The 18,059-nt window shown below is 64.9% G+C and carries 14 protein-coding genes; 8 read left to right on the top strand and 6 right to left on the bottom strand.

From position 1 onward, the window contains the following. The first annotated feature begins 38 nt into the window (after positions 1-38). Positions 39-2,888, top strand: a complete 2,850-nt coding sequence (locus tag CH306_RS20635) for an alpha/beta fold hydrolase (RefSeq protein ID WP_094647839.1) — start codon at positions 39-41, stop codon at positions 2,886-2,888. After that, positions 2,885-3,742 carry an ABC transporter permease gene (locus CH306_RS20630; RefSeq protein ID WP_032394302.1) on the top strand — a complete coding sequence of 286 codons (858 nt, stop codon included), beginning with the start codon at positions 2,885-2,887 and terminating at the stop codon, positions 3,740-3,742. Before CH306_RS20635 ends, CH306_RS20630 begins: the two co-directional genes overlap by 4 nt. Positions 3,743-3,748: 6 nt before the next feature. Here the strand turns inward: CH306_RS20630 and CH306_RS20625 are convergent, their stop codons facing one another. Both CH306_RS20625 and uvrB read right to left on the bottom strand, forming a co-directional pair. Further along, positions 3,749-4,615, bottom strand: a complete 867-nt coding sequence (locus tag CH306_RS20625) for an SCO6745 family protein (RefSeq protein ID WP_094647838.1) — start codon at positions 4,613-4,615, stop codon at positions 3,749-3,751. Between the two features lie 97 nt (positions 4,616-4,712). Continuing rightward, positions 4,713-6,875 carry an excinuclease ABC subunit UvrB gene (gene uvrB / locus CH306_RS20620; RefSeq protein ID WP_032394304.1) on the bottom strand — a complete coding sequence of 721 codons (2,163 nt, stop codon included), beginning with the start codon at positions 6,873-6,875 and terminating at the stop codon, positions 4,713-4,715. Between the two features lie 77 nt (positions 6,876-6,952). Between uvrB and CH306_RS20615 the strand changes: the two genes are divergently transcribed. Next, the gene (locus tag CH306_RS20615) at positions 6,953-7,498 is read left to right on the top strand and encodes a DUF402 domain-containing protein (RefSeq protein WP_032394305.1); all 546 of its coding nucleotides are present in this window, start codon (positions 6,953-6,955) and stop codon (positions 7,496-7,498) included. Between the two features lie 31 nt (positions 7,499-7,529). On the opposite strand, the gene coaE is transcribed toward CH306_RS20615, so the two are convergent. Then, a complete protein-coding gene (gene coaE / locus CH306_RS20610) occupies positions 7,530-8,747 on the bottom strand; it encodes a dephospho-CoA kinase (protein WP_032394306.1) in 1,218 nt (405 codons plus the stop codon). A 129-nt stretch (positions 8,748-8,876) separates the two neighbouring features. Here coaE and CH306_RS20605 point away from each other — a divergent pair, with 129 nt between their 5' ends. Beyond that, positions 8,877-9,086 carry a hypothetical protein gene (locus tag CH306_RS20605; protein WP_032394307.1) on the top strand — a complete coding sequence of 70 codons (210 nt, stop codon included), beginning with the start codon at positions 8,877-8,879 and terminating at the stop codon, positions 9,084-9,086. A gap of 156 nt (positions 9,087-9,242) precedes the next feature. On the opposite strand, the gene rpsA is transcribed toward CH306_RS20605, so the two are convergent. Next, a complete protein-coding gene (gene rpsA / locus CH306_RS20600) occupies positions 9,243-10,721 on the bottom strand; it encodes a 30S ribosomal protein S1 (protein WP_027497255.1) in 1,479 nt (492 codons plus the stop codon). Positions 10,722-10,936: 215 nt separating this feature from the next. Here rpsA and CH306_RS20595 point away from each other — a divergent pair, with 215 nt between their 5' ends. Next, positions 10,937-11,767 carry a class I SAM-dependent methyltransferase gene (locus CH306_RS20595; RefSeq protein ID WP_094629260.1) on the top strand — a complete coding sequence of 277 codons (831 nt, stop codon included), beginning with the start codon at positions 10,937-10,939 and terminating at the stop codon, positions 11,765-11,767. Between the two features lie 12 nt (positions 11,768-11,779). Here CH306_RS20595 and CH306_RS20590 read toward each other — a convergent pair whose 3' ends face one another. Continuing rightward, positions 11,780-12,877 (bottom strand): isocitrate/isopropylmalate dehydrogenase family protein, encoded by a 1,098-nt coding sequence (locus tag CH306_RS20590; protein ID WP_094647850.1) that lies wholly within the window; start codon positions 12,875-12,877, stop codon positions 11,780-11,782. Between the two features lie 10 nt (positions 12,878-12,887). Between CH306_RS20590 and CH306_RS20585 the strand changes: the two genes are divergently transcribed. The 3 genes from CH306_RS20585 (at position 12,888) to trxA (ending at position 15,061) form a co-directional block, all read left to right on the top strand. Continuing rightward, positions 12,888-13,394, top strand: a complete 507-nt coding sequence (locus CH306_RS20585) for a 2'-5' RNA ligase family protein (protein WP_094647837.1) — start codon at positions 12,888-12,890, stop codon at positions 13,392-13,394. Between the two features lie 209 nt (positions 13,395-13,603). Further along, positions 13,604-14,602 carry a helix-turn-helix domain-containing protein gene (locus CH306_RS20580; protein ID WP_094647836.1) on the top strand — a complete coding sequence of 333 codons (999 nt, stop codon included), beginning with the start codon at positions 13,604-13,606 and terminating at the stop codon, positions 14,600-14,602. Between the two features lie 87 nt (positions 14,603-14,689). Then, positions 14,690-15,061, top strand: a complete 372-nt coding sequence (trxA, locus tag CH306_RS20575) for a thioredoxin (protein ID WP_032394311.1) — start codon at positions 14,690-14,692, stop codon at positions 15,059-15,061. Positions 15,062-15,138: 77 nt separating this feature from the next. Here the strand turns inward: trxA and polA are convergent, their stop codons facing one another. Then, complete coding sequence (gene polA, locus CH306_RS20570; RefSeq protein WP_094647835.1) at positions 15,139-17,880, bottom strand: DNA polymerase I; 2,742 nt, start codon at positions 17,878-17,880, stop codon at positions 15,139-15,141. Positions 17,881-18,059: the final 179 nt, after the last annotated feature.

Genomic DNA, 18,059 nt, shown 5'->3' with positions numbered 1-18,059 from the left:
AACAACACGATCCGCGCCACTCACATACATTGGTTTCCATGCCGATTCCCCGCCCGCCACTGTCGAGACGGGCCATGACTGTCGGTGCGGCCGTGATTGCGGTTCTGGCGCTGGTCGCCCTCGCATTCGTCTTCCTCCCCCAGGATTCGAGCGCCGACACATCCACGCGTGAAGCGCGCATCACGCTACCGGACAACCCCGGGTCGACGGGCACCGTCGACATCGACGCTCGTCTCTACGTACCCTCCGTCACTCCCGCGCCGACGGTGCTGCTCGCCCACGGCTTCGGCGGCAGCAAGGACTCGGTCGACGGGGAGGCACGTGATCTCGCTGCTCGCGGGTACACGGTGCTCGCCTACAGTGCACGCGGGTTCGGCGACAGCACGGGTTCGATCTCGCTCAACGACCCCGATCGCGAGGTCGCCGACGCACGCGGACTCATCGACTGGCTCGCCGAACAACCGGAGGTGGAACTCGACGCTCCCGGCGACCCGCACGTCGGAGTCGCCGGCGGATCCTACGGCGGCGCACTGGCACTGAGCGCAGGCGGCACCGACCCCCGGATCGATTCGATAGCCGCAGCGATCACCTGGAACGACCTGGGTCAGGCCCTGTTTCCCAACTACGGCGTCACCTCGGTCGAAGGCCGAGAAGCCCTCGGCGACATCGCCACTCCCGCAGCTGCCGAGTACGGCGGACCCGGCGTCCTCAAGCGCGGCTGGGCCGGAGTGTTCTTCGGAGTGGGCGCAGCGAGTGCACCACCCGGCGGAAACGGAAACGACAGCACCGATTCCGGCACCACCGAGGGCACCTCGGCCTGCGGACGATTCGCACCCGAATTCTGCGACGCCTACACCGAATCCGCCGTGACCGGAATCCCCAGCCAGCAGTTGCTCGATCTGCTGACGGCTCACTCGCCGGTCGCGGTGGCGTCGAACATCACGGCACCGACGCTGCTGGTTCAGGGCACCCAGGACACACTGTTCGGTCTCGACCAGGCCGACGCAACGGCACGTCAGATCGCCGCAGCCGGTGGGAACGTCACCGTGCGATGGTTCGACGGTGGCCACGATGCAGGCGGAACCGACGGCACGAGCGATCGAGCCATCGCCGACTTCTTCGACACGACATTGCGGGGCACCGGCACCGGCACCGACGCCGAGCCGTTCGTCTACTCCACTCAGCGGGCAGCCGACGAGCGCGGCGGCGATCGTGACCGCCGAATGACGGCTCCTGCTTACCCGGGACTGACCCCCGCGTCCGATCCCACGCAGACCCGATCGGTGACGTTCACTCCCACCGCCGAGAACCAGTCGATCATTCGTCCACCCGGAGCATCGCCGTCGGCGATCTCGTCGGTACCCGGTTTGGGCTCGGTGCTCTCGACTCTCGGATCGACCGGGGCCGGAGCAGCCCTGACCGCGGACCTGCCGGGCCAGTCGGCAACGTTCACCAGCGATCCCGTCGAGTCGTCCGTGACAATCACCGGTGCCCCGCGGGTGAACCTGCGCGTGGCGTCGCTGGCGTCACCCGATCAAGCCGTTCTGTTCGCGAAGCTCTACGACGTTGCGCCGAACGGCACGAGAACGCTTCCGGGCGGGGCGGTCTCGGCGATCCGACTGCCCGTTACCGAGGGCATCGATCCCGTCGACGTCACGGTTGCGCTTCCTGGCATCAGCTACACCGTGCAGCAGGGTCATCGCCTCGAACTGAGCATCTCCACCACAGATCAGGCCTACGCCGTTCCACTCGAGCCGGCGCAGTTCAGTGTTGCCCTGACCGACGACACCATCGCGTTGCCCACCGTCCCCGCCGAGGCGAGCGCCGACAGCACCGTTCCGGTGGCACCACTCATCGGCATCGGAATCGTCCTGCTGGCGGTCGCCGGTGCGATCGTCGCCGGAATCGTGCGGACCAGACGTCGCGCAGTCGCCGAAGTGGACGAGGACCTCATCGACACTCCCCTGGTGATCACCGATCTGGCCAAAACGTATTCCAACGGCTTCCGCGCCGTCGACGGCGTCAGCTTCGAGGTGAAGCAGGGCCAGGTTCTGGGTCTCCTCGGGCCGAACGGCGCAGGAAAGACCACCACCCTGCGCATGCTGATGGGCCTGATCACGCCCACCGGCGGCGACATTCGAGTCTTCGGCCACAAGGTGACCCCCGGAGCCCCGGTGCTGTCCCGGTTGGGCTCCTTCGTCGAGGGATCCGGCTTCCTGCCGCACCTGACCGGAACACAGAATCTGCGGCTGTACTGGGAAGCGACAGGTCGCCCGATCGAGGACGCTCACCTCGAGGAAGCTCTCGAGATCGCCGACCTCGGCACCGCGATCGAACGCAAGGTCAAGTCCTACAGCCAAGGTATGCGGCAGCGGCTCGCGATCGCCCAGGCCATGTTGGGGCTGCCGGATCTGATGGTCCTCGACGAACCGACCAACGGACTCGACCCACCACAGATCAGGACGATGCGCGATGTGCTGATCAACTACGCGAAAACCGGTCGAACCGTGTTGGTGTCGAGCCATCTGCTCGCCGAGGTGGAGCAGACCTGCACCCACGTGGTCGTCATGAATCGCGGATCGGTGATCAGTTCCGGTACCGTCCGCGAACTGACCGCGGCCGGCGGACAGACGGAGATCAGGGTCGACGACGCCACCCGCGCGCAGTCGGTGCTCGACGCCTCCGGCCACGACGGCGCGGTGATCGTCGACGACGGCACTGTGACCGTCGACCTGACCGATGCGGATGCCGCAGTAGTCATCAGAGAACTCGTCACCTCGGGGGTCTCGGTGCGCGGATTCTCGCAATCGACGCGCCTGGAAGACGTCTTCCTCGACCTCGTCCACCGAGACAACCCGGGGTCCGACACCAGCAAGGATTGCGCATGAGCACCACACACGCCGACGGGCGCGCTGCCGGGTACACCGGCGGCAGCACCTTGCCGTTCCGTACCGAGTTGCGCAGGCAACTGGGACGTCGCCGCACTCAGCTGGCAATCGGCTTTCTGGCCCTGCTTCCGGTGATCCTGGCCATCGCCTTCACCGTCGGCAGCTCGAATGCGGATTCCGATGCCGACGGGCTCATCGAGCTCGGCACTCGCGGCGGTATGAACTTCACAGTCTTCGCTCTGTTCATGTCGGTCGGATTTCTGCTGATCGTGGTGGTGGCCCTGTTCTTCGGCGACTCGGTGGCAAGCGAAGCGTCGTGGTCGAGTCTGCGGTACCTGCTGGCCATTCCCGTGCCCAGGAGTCGACTGCTGACGCAGAAGGCTCTGGTGTCGGCGACGCTGTCCGGCGTGGCGATCGCCGTGCTCGTCGGGGTGTCGCTGTTGATCGGAACCGTGCTCTACGGAGCCGAATCACTCATCACCCCGCTGGGTGAGGGACTGCCCTACGGCACCTCGCTGGTGCGGCTGCTGATCGCAGTCGCGTACATCGGCATCAACCTGCTGTGGGTGGCCGGCCTGGCGATGCTGCTGTCGGTACTCACCGACGCCCCGCTCGGGGCCGTCGGTGGTGCCGTGATGACGTCGATTCTGATGCAGATCCTCGATCAGATCACGGCGCTGGGATCGCTCCGCAACTACCTTCCCGGGCACTACGCGAACTCGTGGATCGACGCTTTCGGAACGAGCATCGACTGGAACGACATGGTGGTCGGATCGTTCTCCGCCATCACGTACGCGGCAGTGTTCGGGTTGATCGCGTGGCGACGTTTCGGCACCAAGGACATCACCAGCTGAGGCGGATCACTTCTTCGTGAGCGCGGGCCCGAAGACGCCGGCGGGAATGACGCCCTGGCCGACGATCGACTCGCGCCACGGCGTCGCGATCGAGACCAGCCGAGCAGCACCGTCCTCGCCGAGGGCGGCCCAGGGCGCAACACCGAGGTCGTTGGTGATGTCCTCGACCAACGTTCGTAGATCCTTGCCGTCCTGGGTCAGTGCACCGTCGGACGAGAGCAGCTCTCGATCGGCCAGGGACGCGACCGCCGCGTCCCACTGCTCGGTCGACCACCCTCGACGCTTGCGGGCGAACTCCTTCTCGAACCCGTATCCGGTGGCCGTGTGGGTGATCAGCGCTTCGAGACCGCTCAGGCCCGCCGTCTGCAGCGCCGCGATGTGACCGTCACCGCGGTATTCACGGATCAAAGTGAGGGCGTGCCACAGCACGAGATGCGGAGCTGTCGGCCAGTCGAGCTCTGCATACGCCGCGTACAGGGGTCGACCGTCGTCACCGGGAATCCCCCGGGCCGCGATCGATGCCAGGTCCGCGGCCTCGGCCATGTCCGCGGATTCGAGTACCTCGGGGCCCAGCAGTCGACCGAAGGCGGCATCGAGAGTGGCATAACGGATGGCCATGATCTCGTCGGGTGACGTGACGTCCCAGGCCGCCGGGATGAGCGGTGCCACCAGCTCCCGATTGAAGTTGTAGAAAGTGGCGGTCACGACGCCCGCGCCGACGCGCCCCAGTGGTGCAGCTCGACCCGCGAAATAGCAGGCCCGCGGCGCCAACCCGGTTGCGACCAGAGCATCCTGCGTCTCCGGAAGGAAATAGGTCATCGAGTGGATCAATTCGAGCGCGCGAGAGGTGCGGCCGGCGGTGGTTGCGTCCATCACTGAACCGTAACCGAACCATCTCGAACCACTCCGCAGGCTCCATTCGCGTCACCTGGCTCATTCCGCTGGCTCCACTCGCGCCTACCCGCCCGACCTACTTGAGGCCGGCCGCATCCATCCCGCGCAGTTCCTTCTTCAGATCCTGGATCTCGTCGCGCAGCCGGCCGGCGAGCTCGAACTTGAGCTCACGTGCCGCGTTCATCATCTGATCGGTCATGTTCTTGATCAGATCGGCCAGCTCGGCGCGGGGCATCGACGACACGTCCTGACCCTCGTACACACCGGTGCTGACCGACCTTCCCGCCTCGCCCTGTGCTCGCCGTCCGCGGCTGGCGTTGCGACCGGATCCACCGACCTCGACGACGGACTCGGTGTCCTCGGCCTCCTGGTACACCTGGTCGAGAATGTCGGCGATCTTCTTGCGCAGCGGCTGCGGATCGACGCCCCGCTCCTTGTTGTACGCGATCTGCTTCTCGCGTCGACGCTCGGTTTCCTCGATGGCGTAGGTCATCGAATCGGTCATCTTGTCGGCGTACATGTGGACTTCACCGGAGACGTTTCGCGCGGCACGGCCGATGGTCTGGATGAGACTGGTGCCGCTGCGAAGGAAGCCTTCCTTGTCGGCGTCGAGAATCGCCACCAACGAGACTTCGGGCAGGTCGAGACCCTCACGGAGCAGGTTGATGCCCACCAGTACGTCGTACTCGCCCAACCTGAGTTGCCGAAGCAGTTCGACGCGGCGCAGCGTGTCGATGTCGGAGTGCAGGTAGCGGACACGAATGCCGAGTTCGAGGAGGTAGTCGGTCAGATCCTCCGACATCTTCTTGGTCAGCGTGGTCACCAACACACGCTCGTCCTTCTCCGCGCGTTCCCGGATCTGATGGACCAGGTCGTCGATCTGCCCCTTGGTCGGTTTGATGACGACCTTGGGGTCGACGAGTCCGGTGGGACGAATCACCTGCTCGACGAACTCTCCCCCGGTCTGGCCCAGCTCGTACTTTCCCGGAGTTGCCGAGAGGTAGACCGTCTGACCGATGCGCTGGGTGAACTCCTCCCACGTCAACGGTCGGTTGTCGGTCGCGGACGGCAAGCGGAACCCGAAGTCGACGAGATTGCGCTTGCGCGACATATCGCCCTCGTACATGGCTCCGATCTGCGGCACCGTCACGTGGGACTCGTCGATGACCAGTAGGAAGTCCTCGGGAAAGTAGTCGATCAGCGTCGCGGGCGCGGTGCCTGCACCACGGCCGTCGATGTGCCGCGAGTAGTTCTCGATACCAGAGCAGAACCCGACCTGCTTGATCATCTCCAGGTCGTATTGCGTCCGCATCCGCAGCCGCTGAGCCTCGAGCAGTTTTCCTTTGCTCTCCAGCTCGGCGAGCCGATCTTCGAGTTCGGCTTCGATGTCCTTGACGGCTCGTTCCATTCGCTCCGGACCGGCAACGTAGTGCGTGGCCGGAAAGATGCGCACCGAATCCACCTGCCGAACGATGTCGCCGGTGAGCGGATGCAGGTAGTACAGCGCTTCGATCTCGTCACCGAAGAACTCGATTCGAATCGCGAGTTCCTCGTAGGACGGAATGATCTCGACGGTGTCGCCGCGGACCCGGAACGATCCGCGGGTGAAGGCCATGTCGTTGCGGGTGTACTGCACGTCCACCAGCAGCCGGAGCAGCGCGTCACGCTGCACTTCGACGTTGACCTCCAGCTCGATCGACCGATCGACGTACGACTGCGGGGTGCCGAGACCGTAGATGCACGACACCGACGCCACCACGACCACGTCTCGGCGCGAGAGCAGCGATGCCGTCGCCGAGTGCCGCAGACGTTCGACATCGTCGTTGATGGACGAGTCCTTCTCGATGTAGGTGTCGGTCTGCGCGATGTACGCCTCGGGCTGGTAGTAGTCGTAGTACGAGACGAAGTACTCGACTGCGTTGTTGGGCAACATGTCTCGCAGCTCGTTCGCCAACTGCGCCGCCAGCGTCTTGTTCGGTGCCATCACCAGGGTCGGGCGCTGCAGCTTCTCGATGAGCCAGGCGGTGGTGGCCGATTTGCCGGTACCGGTGGCACCGAGCAGGACGACGTCCTTCTCGTCCGCCTTGATCCGCCGTTCGAGCTCGGCGATGGCGGTCGGCTGATCGCCTGCCGGTACGTGTTCGCTGACGACCTCGAACGCCGGTCCGGTGCGCTCTATTGCGCCCACCGGACGGTGTTCGGAGTGCGCGACAACGGGATGTTCGGATGCAAACGCCATTTCACAAGCGTAGACGCGACCACCGACAAGTTCCGTCGGACAGACCCACACGCTGGTTCCCGGTAGCTTCTACAGGCATGGTCGCTCACACGTCAGCCGGTGCGCACGCCGTCGTTCATGCCCCCAAGCACGAGACGTTCGACCTCGTCGCCAAGACGAACGTGGATCCCAAGGGGTTCGTCCGTGTCGTCGACGAATACCGCGTCGAGCCGTGGGGGCTGTACATGGCCCGCCCGTCGGATCACGCCCATTTCGACTACCTGGAGTCCTGGTTGCTGCCCGCTCTCGGGCTCCGAGCCTCGGTGTTCCACTACCTGCCTGCACACGCCCGCGATCAGGACTACTACGTCGACATCGGCGAGTACACCGCCGGCACCACCCGTTGGACATCCGTCGACCACTATCTCGACCTCAGTGTCCGTACCGGCCGCGATTACGACCTGCTCGACGTCGACGAGTTGTTCGACGCTCGGGTCGCGCAACACGTCGACACCCCCACGGCCGAGCTGGCACTGGCCAGGTCGATCACGGCCATCGAAGGTCTGACGCGACACGATTACGACCTGAACGCGTGGCTCGCGTCCGTCGGAATGCCGACCGAGTGGAACGGCAAACCGTCCTGATCGAGCCCGATCCGATTCACCCCGACCCGATTCACGCAGTCCAGTTCGTCTCCTCGGCCCACTGCCATGCCCGGCGGTATGCCACATCGAACCACGGTGCTTTTGCGTTCTCGTAGGCCTCGATCGCCGATGCGAAGTCCGTGATTCCGGCAGCGGCCTCGGAGGCGCGTCGCTTGATTCCGGAATATTCGGTCCTGATGCTGTCGTCCGCCCGCAACCAGTCCCGGAACAGCAGGGCGAACGTCTGATTGGGCCAGCCGTCCACCCGGATGTGGACGTTCGCCGGTCGGCCGGGGTCTGCACTGCCGTGAAAACGCTTGGACCACACGGCCGGATCGGCTTCGCCGCCGATTCCGTACGCGGGCTTGGGATGGTCGAAGTCGGCGTCCTCTCGCCGCGGGAACCCTGCCACGCGCAACTGTTCGGCTACGGAATCGGCGTCGTCGAGCCCGCGCACGGTGATCTGGATGTCTATGACGTCCTTGGCGTCGAGGCCGGGCACTGCGGTGGATCCGATGTGATCGATACGGACCGCCTTGTCGGAACAGGCAAGAGCCAGGCGCGAGACGATCCGTCGGGCCTGCAATTCCCACGCGGGGTCGGCGGTCACCTGTTCTGGATGAACACGCGCGATGACCCCCTCCCTGATGTTGCGCTCGAAGGGAATCAGTCGGTCATTCCACAGGGCTCGGACGTCGTCGTCGACGCTTCCCGGCGCACCGGTGTTGTCGATCCACACGTCGGCCGCGGCTCGGCGCGCATCATCGGTTGCCTGCGCTGCGATCCGCGCCCGGGCGTCGGCCTCGGGCATGCCTCGCTGTCCCGTGAGACGACGCACCCGTTCCTCGGCGTCGACCCACACGATGACCACGAGGTGAAAGAACGGGCCCATCGATCCTTCGACGAGGAGCGGAATGTCCTGCACCACTACGGCATCCGACGCTGCTCCGTCGATGATCTCGGCAGTACGCGCACCGACCAACGGGTGAACGATGGCGTTGAGCTTCTTGCGGGACTCCTCGTCGCCGAATGCCTTGGCCGCCAATGCCGGACGGTCGAGCGAGCCATCGGGTGCGAGAATGTCGGTTCCGAAGGTATCGGTCAGTTGTTGCAGCCCAGGTGTTCCCGGCTCCACGACTTCACGGGCAAGCACGTCGGAGTCGACGAGCACTCCCCCGAGTTCGGTCAGCACCTTCGCAACGGTCGATTTTCCGGCACCTATTCCACCGGTCAGTCCCAGTCTCAGCATGCACCCAGTCTGACACTCGAACACGCCGAAGCACACCAGCCTCAAATGCACCGGTTTCACAGATCCGTCGGTTATCTTCGACGAGCGCGACCTCGATGTGCCGACCCACAGCTATTGAAAAGGACACCCATGCGAAGCAATCAGATCCAACCGGGTCGGCACCGCCTTGGCATGGATGCAGGCGTTCATTGCATTCTGATCCCGGAAGTAGCCTCGGCGTTGGCCGACCATCGGCGCAACTGGTTCACCAACCTCCTGACCCCCGCCCGCCACAGCTTCGCGACCATGCGCAAGCGCACGGAGAGCGTCGGCCAGTGGAGTCCAGCCACCGCCGCGTAGTTCGCACTCCCCCTCCACCATGGGCCCGGTTCATCCGAACCGGGTCCATCGTCGTTTCCGCAGAGTTTTCGATCACCCGACTCGAACGAGAAAGCCCCGGTTCTCGTGGAGAGAACCGGGGCTCGGCGTCACACCCTCACGGGTGGACCACATCTATCAGGCGTTGCCCGACAGCTTCTCGCGAAGTGCAGCGAGCTGCGCATCGCTGGCCAGCGATCCACCGGTCGAGGCCGGAGCCGACGCTGCGGGAGCGTCGCCTTCTGCATCGGCGGGAGCCTGACCCGACTCGGAGGAGTAGTTGGTGTTGGCGGCTTCGGCAGCTTCGTCCTTGGCCGTCTTCTCCATCTGAGCGGTGTGCATCTTGTGGCGACGCTCTGCCTCGGCGTAGCGACCTTCCCACTCTTCACGCTGCTTCTCGTAACCTTCGAGCCATTCGTTGGTCTCGGAGTCGAAGCCTTCGGGGAAGATGTAGTTGCCACCCTCGTCGTACGAGTCGGCCATGCCGTACTTGGACGGATCGAACTCTTCTGCGTAGTCCTCGTTGGCCTGCTTGAGGCTCAACGAAATCCGGCGACGCTCGAGATCGATGTCGATGACCTTGACGAGAGCGTCGTCGCCGACACCCACGACCTGGTCCGGAACCTCCACGTGGCGCTCGGCCAGCTCGGAGATGTGCACGAGGCCCTCGATGCCCTCTTCGACGCGCACGAATGCACCGAAGGGAACCAGCTTGGTGACCTTGCCGGGCACGATCTGGCCGATCGCGTGGGTGCGAGCGAACTGGCGCCACGGATCTTCCTGAGTTGCCTTGAGCGACAGGGAAACACGCTCGCGGTCCAGGTCGACGTCGAGAACCTCGACGGTGACCTCGGTGCCGACCTCGACAACCTCGGACGGGTGATCGATGTGCTTCCAGGACAGCTCGGAAACGTGCACGAGTCCGTCGACGCCACCCAGGTCCACGAAGGCACCGAAGTTGACGATGGAGGACACGACGCCCTTACGGACCTGGCCCTTCTGAAGCTGGTGCAGGAACTCGCTGCGGACCTCGGACTGGGTCTGCTCGAGCCATGCGCGGCGCGACAGGACCACGTTGTTGCGGTTCTTGTCGAGCTCGATGATCTTGGCCTCGATCTCCTTGCCGACGTACGGCTGGAGGTCGCGGACGCGACGCATCTCGACGAGCGAAGCGGGGAGGAAGCCACGAAGACCGATGTCGAGGATGAGTCCACCCTTGACGACCTCGATGACGGTGCCCTTGACGGCCTCGTCCTTCTCCTTGAGCTCCTCGATCGTGCCCCAAGCGCGCTCGTACTGAGCTCGCTTCTTGGACAGGATCAGACGGCCTTCCTTGTCCTCCTTGGTGAGGACGAGTGCTTCGATCTCATCTCCCACGGAGACGACCTCGTTGGGGTCGACATCGTGCTTGATGGAGAGCTCGCGGGAGGGGATGACGCCTTCGGTCTTGTAACCGATGTCGAGTAGAACCTCGTCACGATCGACCTTGACGATGGTGCCCTCGACGATGTCACCATCGTTGAAGTACTTGATCGTGGCGTCGATGGCGGCGAGAAAATCCTCTGCGGAGCCGATATCGTTGACGGCTACCTGCGGTGAGGTTGTGGTTGAGGGCATGTGTTGAGTTGCTCCGGACGGGTTGGGTATCGGTTGATGGATGTTCGGTCGGACTTGGTGAAACGTGTGCAACACGAGCACATTCGGCGGAACCGTTGCCGGATCCGCATGCGCCGACGCCGGGCGGACCCGACCTGGACGCAGCATGAACACACTCGCGTTGAACAGGGTACGCGATGCCGCAGTACCAGCACAAACCCGGTTAGAGTCGGCGTGTGACCGATCTTTCCCCACCGTCGTCCACTCCCGGCCGCGGCCGAATCGACTCGGTCACGAGCGACCGCGCGAGTCGCCTCTGGTGGGATTCCGACGCCGAGGCCTACCACCGTACCCATGGCGCGTTCCTGGGGGTGACGACCGAATCCGGAGAGTTCGTCTGGTGCCCGGAGGGACTACACGAGGGCGACGTGCATCTGCTGGGCGACGTCGTGGGCAAGGACGTGCTCGAGGTGGGCTGCGGAAGCGCACCGTGCGCCCGCTGGCTCGGGACACAGGGTGCGCGCGCGATCGGTCTCGACATCTCGATGGGCATGTTGCAGCGCGGCGTCGATGCCATGGCCGCGGGCGGCTCGACGGTTCCGCTGGTGCAGGCCAGTGCCGAGTCCTTGCCGTTCGCCGACGAGCGCTTCGACATCGTCTGCTCGGCATTCGGTGCGGTGCCGTTCGTCGCGGACTCCGCCAATGTGATGAAGGAAGTGGCGCGGGTTCTTCGACCGGGTGGCATCTGGGTGTTCGCCGTCAATCATCCGATGCGTTGGGTGTTCCCCGACGATCCCGGCGTGGCCGGGCTGACCGCGACGATTCCGTACTTCGACCGAACCCCGTACGTCGAGTACGACGCGGACGGAACCCCCAACTACGTCGAGCATCACCGCACGATCGGCGATCGGGTGCGCGAACTGGTCGCCGCAGGCCTCGAGGTACGCGACATCGTCGAACCCGACTGGCCGGAGTGGCTCGACCGCGAGTGGGGTCAGTGGAGCCCATTGCGCGGGCAACTCTTTCCCGGCACCGCGATCTTCAGCAGCCGCAAACCACTCCGATAGACACCGCACTGCTCAACGCCGATGCACCCGGGCTTCGACGGCCTCGGTGAAGGCACTGGTCGACGCCTGTCCACCGAGGTCGGCTGTCGCGACCCCGGATTCGACCGTGGCGTCGACGGCGTGTCGGATCCTGCCGGCGGCTGCGGCCAACCGTTCGTCCCGATGCCGCGGGGCAAGCCATTCGAGCAGCATCGCGGCCGACAGGAAGAGCGCGGTCGGATTGGCTCGGTTCTTGCCCGCGATGTCCGGGGCCGATCCGTGCGAGGCCTGCGCCATCGCCTGGGTTTCCGAGGAGTTGATCGACGGCGCGGTGCCCAGCGACCCGGACAGCTCACCCGTCAGATCCGAGAGAATGTCGCCGAACATGTTCTCGGCCACGATGACGTCGTAGTCCTCGCCCCGTCGAACCAGGTGCGCGGCAAGGGCGTCGACGTGCTCCTCGGTGACCTCGACGTGCGGAAACTGTTCTCCCACTGCGCGGCACGCATCGCGGAACAACCCCGTCGTCATCGACAGCACGTTGGTCTTGTGCACGATCGTCAGTTGTCGATTGCGTCGCTCGGCCAACGAGAACGCTTCGCGTGCAATGCGTTCGCAGGCCGCGCGGGTGAACACTCCGACCGCGAGAGCCACATCGGGAGTGGGCATGAACTCCCCGCTGCCGACGAACATGTTGCGATCGGCGTAGAACCCCTCGGTGTTCTCCCGCACGACCACCAGATCCATTCGCGGGGACACTGCACGTACGCCGGGCAGTGCCTTCGCCGGCCGAATGTTGGCGAACAGACCGAAGTTCTTACGAATCCGTCCGCCCGGGGTCAGCTGAGATCGGAACGGCTGCGGGTAGGAGGCGCTGTCGTGCGGACCGAGAATCCAGCATTCGAGCTCGCCCAACTTCGCGAGCGTGGAATCGGGCATGGGCGTTCCGTGCTCGTCCATGGCACCGAGGCCCAGCGGCAGGTGCACCCAGTCCGCAGCCGGTCCACGGGCCGCCGCGAGGGCCGCATCGACCACCCGGATGGTTGCAGGCACGATCTCGTGGCCTATCCCGTCGCCGGTCATGGCCCCGATCCGTAGTGCCGTTGCATTGCGACCGTTCGTCTGCGACATCATGGCCTCCATGGTGCAGTCCGCAGAACTTCTCCTCGACCCCGGCCTCGACGCTGCGGTTCGCCGCGAGTGGGCGGCACTGTCCGACGCCGGCCTCCCGAGCCAGAACCGGCACCGCGGTGAGTCGAACCGCCCGCACGTCACCGTCGCGGTGGCGTCGTCGATGCCGGACGCGGTGGACGACGGCGATGCGGTCCGCTTCGATCCGTTCGACGTGCGTCTCGGCGGGCTCGTTGTGTTCGGTGGTCGATCGATCACCCTGGCGAGACTGGTGGTTCCGTCGAGCGAGTTGCTCGATCTGCACGCCCGGCTGCACGAGGCCGTGGGCGAACGTTCGCTCGATCACCTCGACCCCGGCCGATGGACACCGCATGTCACGGTGGCCCGACGGTTGACGCCCGAGGAGGCAGGAGCGGCGGTGCGCCTGCTCTCGGTAGACGTCGACGATCTGGTCGGATCTGCGGTCGCGCTGCGCCGATGGGACGGCGAGGCCAAGCGGGAGTGGCGAATCGGCTGATCCACGCACCCTAGAACCGGTAATCGCCGAACTGAGTCACCTCCGCGTGGGTATCGGGAGCGACACCTGCGACCACGAGGGCGTCGAGGGCCAGGAACAGCAGCACAACTACCAATACAATTGTCATGTCGCTAGCTTCCAACCTGCGGAGACGGTGCACGAGTGGCAGTAACGCCATATATCGACGACTTTCTGCCATACTTCTGTGCATGCTGAAACGAGTGGTCGTCGCGCTGATGCCGTTGACAGAACAGTTCGAGCTGGGCGTCGCCTGCGAGGTGTTCGGATTCGATCGCTCGGACGAAGGACTGCCCACCTACGACTTCTCCCTGATCGCAGGTGTCCCACAACCGATCCGCACCCGCGTCGGCTACACCATCGACGTGCCACACGATCTCGACAGCCTCGACACCGCCGATCTGATCATCATTCCGGCGGGAGGCACCGAGGCGGCGGTCGACGGCAGCTTCGTGTGCGGCACCGAATACGACGCGTCCATCGAACCCCTGCTGGCCAAACTGCGCGCGGCGGTGGAACGAGGGGCGATGGTCGCGAGCCTGTGCAACGGTGCCTTCGTACTCGGCAAAGCGGGTCTTCTCGACGGCAGACCCTGCACGACGCATTGGCGGCACTCCGACTCGCTGGCCGCGAAATATCCCCTGGCACAGGTGGATCCGAACGTCCTCTACGTGGATGCCGGCAACGTGCTCACCAGCGCAGGCACGGCAGCCGGCATCGACCTGTGCCTGCACATCGTGCGCAAGTACCAGGGCAGCGTCGTGGCCAACGGGATCGCCCGCCGGATGGTCGTTCCTCCGCATCGCGACGGCGGGCAGGCTCAATTCGTCACCAGTCCGCTGCCCGCCACTCGCACCGAGACACTGGCTCCGCTGCTGGATTGGATGACCGAGAATCTCGACTCCGAGCTCACCATCGGTCGACTGGCGGCGCGGGTGAACATGTCTGCGCGAACCTTCGCCCGCAGGTTCGCGGCCGAAACCGGAACGACGCCGGCGCGCTGGCTCAACGACCAGCGAGTACTGGCAGCGCAGCAACTGTTGGAGAACTCCGATCTTCCGATGGATTCGATCGCCGAGGTGGTCGGCTTCGGAAATGCCGCGGCTCTGCGGCAGCACTTCGTGCGGTTGCGATGCACCACACCGAACTCCTACCGCCGCACGTTCCGCGCTGCCTACCAACCAGCCTGACCCGCCGCGCTCCTACACAGTCGGGATGATTCCGGCGAGTACCTGCGTTGAGACACAGCAGAAGCGCAATCAAACGAAAGGGACCGCGTGGCCACTCAGACTTTGACCCAGCAGAATTTCGACGAGATCGTGACGAGCAACGACGTGGTGTTGGTCGATTTCTGGGCGTCCTGGTGCGGACCGTGCCGCCAGTTCGCGCCCACCTTCGAGAAGTCGTCGGACGCACACCCCGACGTCGTGCACGCCAAGGTCGACACCGAGGCCGAGCAGGGTCTTGCTGCGGCAGCGCAGATCCAGTCGATCCCGACGATCATGGCGTTCCGCGAAGGAATTCTCGTCTACGCACAGCCCGGCGCACTGCCTGCACCGGCGCTGGAAGACCTTGTCGGTCAGATCAAGGCACTCGACATGGACGTCGTACGCCAGCAGATCGCCGAGCAGGCTCCCGCGGCGGAGTAGTTCGTCCCAGCCGTACATCGAGCGAAGGGCCGCTCACCGAATTCGGTGAGCGGCCCTTCGCCTGGCCATGGGTCGAATCAGTGTGCAGCGGCGTCCCAGCTGCGACCGGTGCCGACCGAGACTTCCAGGGGCACCGACAGTTCGATGGCCGAGGACATCTTGTCGCGTACCAGTGCCTCGACTTCCTCGCGCTCGGAGTCGACGACTTCGAGTACCAATTCGTCGTGCACCTGCAAGAGCATCCGCGAATTCAGCGTCGACTCCGCCAGCGATCGGTGCACGTCGATCATCGCGACCTTGATGATGTCTGCGGCGGTGCCCTGGATGGGCGCATTGAGAGCGGCCCGCTCGGCGACCTCGCGGCGCTGACGATTGTCGCTGTTGAGGTCGGGCAAGTAGCGGCGCCTGCCGTACAGCGTGGAGGTGTATCCCACTTTGCGCGCTTCCTCGACGGCGTTGCGCAGGTAGTCACGGACGCCTCCGAACCGCGCGAAGTACGCCTCCATCTGCTGCTTCGCCTCGTCGGTGGAGATCTTGAGCTGCGCGGCGAGACCGAAGGCGCTCAATCCGTAGGCCAGTCCGTACGACATGGCCTTGACGCGGCGACGCAGTTCGGGCGTGACCTCCTCGATCGGCACTCCGAAGGCCCTGGCACCGACGAAACTGTGCAGGTCCTCGCCGGTGTTGAATGCCTCGATCAGCCCTTCGTCGCCGGAGACGTGCGCCATGATGCGCATTTCGATCTGGCTGTAGTCGGCGGTGAGAAGCGTGTCGTATCCGGCCCCGACGACGAAGCCGTCACGGATGTGGCGTCCCGCCTCGTTGCGCACCGGAATGTTCTGCAGGTTCGGCTCGGTGGACGACAGTCGCCCGGTTGCCGCGACCGTCTGATTGAACGTGGTGTGAATGCGTCCGTCGTCGGCGACGGATTTCAGCAGGCCGTCGACCGTCACCTTCATCCGCGTCGCGTCCCGATGATCGAGCAGGAACTTCAGGAACGGATGCTCGGTCTTCTCGAACAACCCTTGCAGCGCATCGGCGTCGGTGGTGTAGCCGGTCTTGGTCTTCTTGGTCTTGGGCATGTCGAGTTCCTCGAACAGCACCACCTGCAACTGCTTCGGTGACCCGAGGTTGATCTGCTTGTCGATCACGCCGTAGGCGGAGTTCGCAGCCTCGTCCACCTGCGCAGCGAATCCGGACTGCAATGCGCGGAGGTGATCACCGTTCACGGCGATACCCGTTGCCTCGACATCGGCCAACACCGTCAGCAGCGGCAGCTCCATCTCGGAGAGCAGGGTGGTCGACTCGATGGCGGCGAGCTCGGCGTCCAACGCATCGGCCAGGTCGATGACGGCCCGCGCCTTGAGAATCTCGCCCTCCGCGAACGCCGCATCGGCGGTGTCCTCGGCATCGAGCAACGACATCTGGCCTTCACCCGCATCCTCCACCCGGAGTTCGCGTTTGAGGTAGCGCAACGACAGGTCGTCGAGGTTGAACGACCGCTGCCCGGGCCGCACCAGGTACGCCGCAAGGGCTGTGTCGGTGGTCAACCCACCGAGGGTCCAGCCGCGGCCACGAACTGCATGCAGAGCCCACTTGGCCTCGTGCAGAGCCTTCGGCTGCGCCGGATCGGCGAGCCAGGCAGCAAGTGCCTGCTCGTCGGATTCGTCCAGAGCGGTCGTCGTGACGAACGCGCCTTCCCCGTCGGCCGCAGCGATCGCCACCGACGTCGCGTCGCTGTCGAAAGGCCGACGCGGGCCGAGGATGGACAGCCCGCTCCGTCGGCCGTCGGCCGCGTGTTCTCCCAGCCATGCGGCCAGATCGCCGGGCGCGACAATGCCGCCGCGGACGTCGAAACCTTCTTCTGCTTCGGGTTCGACCGACGCGAGCGTCTCGAACAATCGGTCCCGCAGAATGCGGAACTCCAGGTCGTCGAACAAGGCGTGGATCTTCTCGCGATCCCACGGAGCCAGTTCGAGCTGATCGGGGGTGTAGGGCAACGGCACATCGCGGACCATCTCGGTGAGCTCGCGGTTGAGCACCACACTCGACAGGTTGGCCCGCAGTGCATCTCCCACTTTGCCCTTGACCTTGTCCACGTTGTCGACAAGAGCGGTGAGGGAACCGTATTCGATGATCCACTTGGTCGCCGTCTTCTCGCCGACCCCGGGAATGCCGGGGAGGTTGTCGCTCGGGTCTCCGCGCAGGGCCGCGAAGTCCGGGTACTGCGATGGCGTCAAACCGTACTTGGTGGCGACCTCGGCGGGGGTGAACCGAGTCAGATCCGACACGCCCTTGCGCGGATACAACACCGTGACGTTGTCCGTCACCAACTGCAGCGCATCGCGATCGCCGGTGACCACCAGAACGCGGTACCCCAGTGCCTCTGCCTGGGTCACCAGAGTGGCGATGATGTCGTCGGCCTCGAAGCCCGCCTCGGCCATCACCGGGATACCCATGGCCCCGAGTACGTCCTTGGTGATGTCGACCTGACCGGCGAACTCGTCGGGCGTCTTGCTGCGGTTGGCCTTGTACTCGGGGTACCGCTCGGCGCGAAAGGTCTGCCGCGAGACGTCGAACGCCGCCGCGATGTGCGTCGGTTTCTCGTCCCGCAGCAGGTTGATCAACATCGAGGTGAACCCGTACACCGCATTGGTGGACTGACCGCTCGTGGTCTTGAAGTTGTCCGCGGGCAACGCGAAGAAGGCACGGAACGCCATCGAGTGGCCGTCGATGAGCAGCAACGTGGGCCGCTCTCCGCCCGCTTTCGCATCGGTCTCGGCTGCGGGCGCTGCACTTTTCTCCGTTACTGGGCTCACGGTTGACCAGTCTAGGGAGACAGTCCGACAACTCGTAGCCGGATGCACGCGCCACGACGCGATCGCACTCGATGCGCACGCCGCGCACCGCGAAACACAACCGATACTTTCCGGAAATCTCAGTCGCCGATTTTGCGTCGTTTCAGCGGATAGAGTCCGACAATTGCAGGAAACCCACA

The sequence above is a fragment of the Rhodococcus sp. 15-725-2-2b genome (assembly GCF_002259075.1).
Classification (GTDB): Bacteria; Actinomycetota; Actinomycetes; order Mycobacteriales; family Mycobacteriaceae; genus Rhodococcoides.
This window is presented reverse-complemented; position numbering and strand designations above follow the sequence as displayed.

Bases quoted from the DNA above. Each gene is read 5' to 3' on its own strand.
- CH306_RS20605 (WP_032394307.1), top strand. From the start codon at position 8,877: ATGCGAAGCAATCAGATCCAACCGGGTCGGCACCGCCTTGGCATGGAT.
- CH306_RS20615 (WP_032394305.1), top strand. From the start codon at position 6,953: ATGGTCGCTCACACGTCAGCCGGTGCGCACGCCGTCGTTCATGCCCCC.
- CH306_RS20625 (WP_094647838.1), bottom strand. From the start codon at position 4,615: ATGGACGCAACCACCGCCGGCCGCACCTCTCGCGCGCTCGAATTGATC.
- coaE (WP_032394306.1), bottom strand. From the start codon at position 8,747: ATGCTGAGACTGGGACTGACCGGTGGAATAGGTGCCGGAAAATCGACC.
- CH306_RS20635 (WP_094647839.1), top strand. From the start codon at position 39: ATGCCGATTCCCCGCCCGCCACTGTCGAGACGGGCCATGACTGTCGGT.
- CH306_RS20630 (WP_032394302.1), top strand. From the start codon at position 2,885: ATGAGCACCACACACGCCGACGGGCGCGCTGCCGGGTACACCGGCGGC.
- uvrB (WP_032394304.1), bottom strand. From the start codon at position 6,875: ATGGCGTTTGCATCCGAACATCCCGTTGTCGCGCACTCCGAACACCGT.
- CH306_RS20580 (WP_094647836.1), top strand. From the start codon at position 13,604: ATGCTGAAACGAGTGGTCGTCGCGCTGATGCCGTTGACAGAACAGTTC.
- rpsA (WP_027497255.1), bottom strand. From the start codon at position 10,721: ATGCCCTCAACCACAACCTCACCGCAGGTAGCCGTCAACGATATCGGC.
- CH306_RS20590 (WP_094647850.1), bottom strand. From the start codon at position 12,877: ATGTCGCAGACGAACGGTCGCAATGCAACGGCACTACGGATCGGGGCC.
- CH306_RS20585 (WP_094647837.1), top strand. From the start codon at position 12,888: ATGGTGCAGTCCGCAGAACTTCTCCTCGACCCCGGCCTCGACGCTGCG.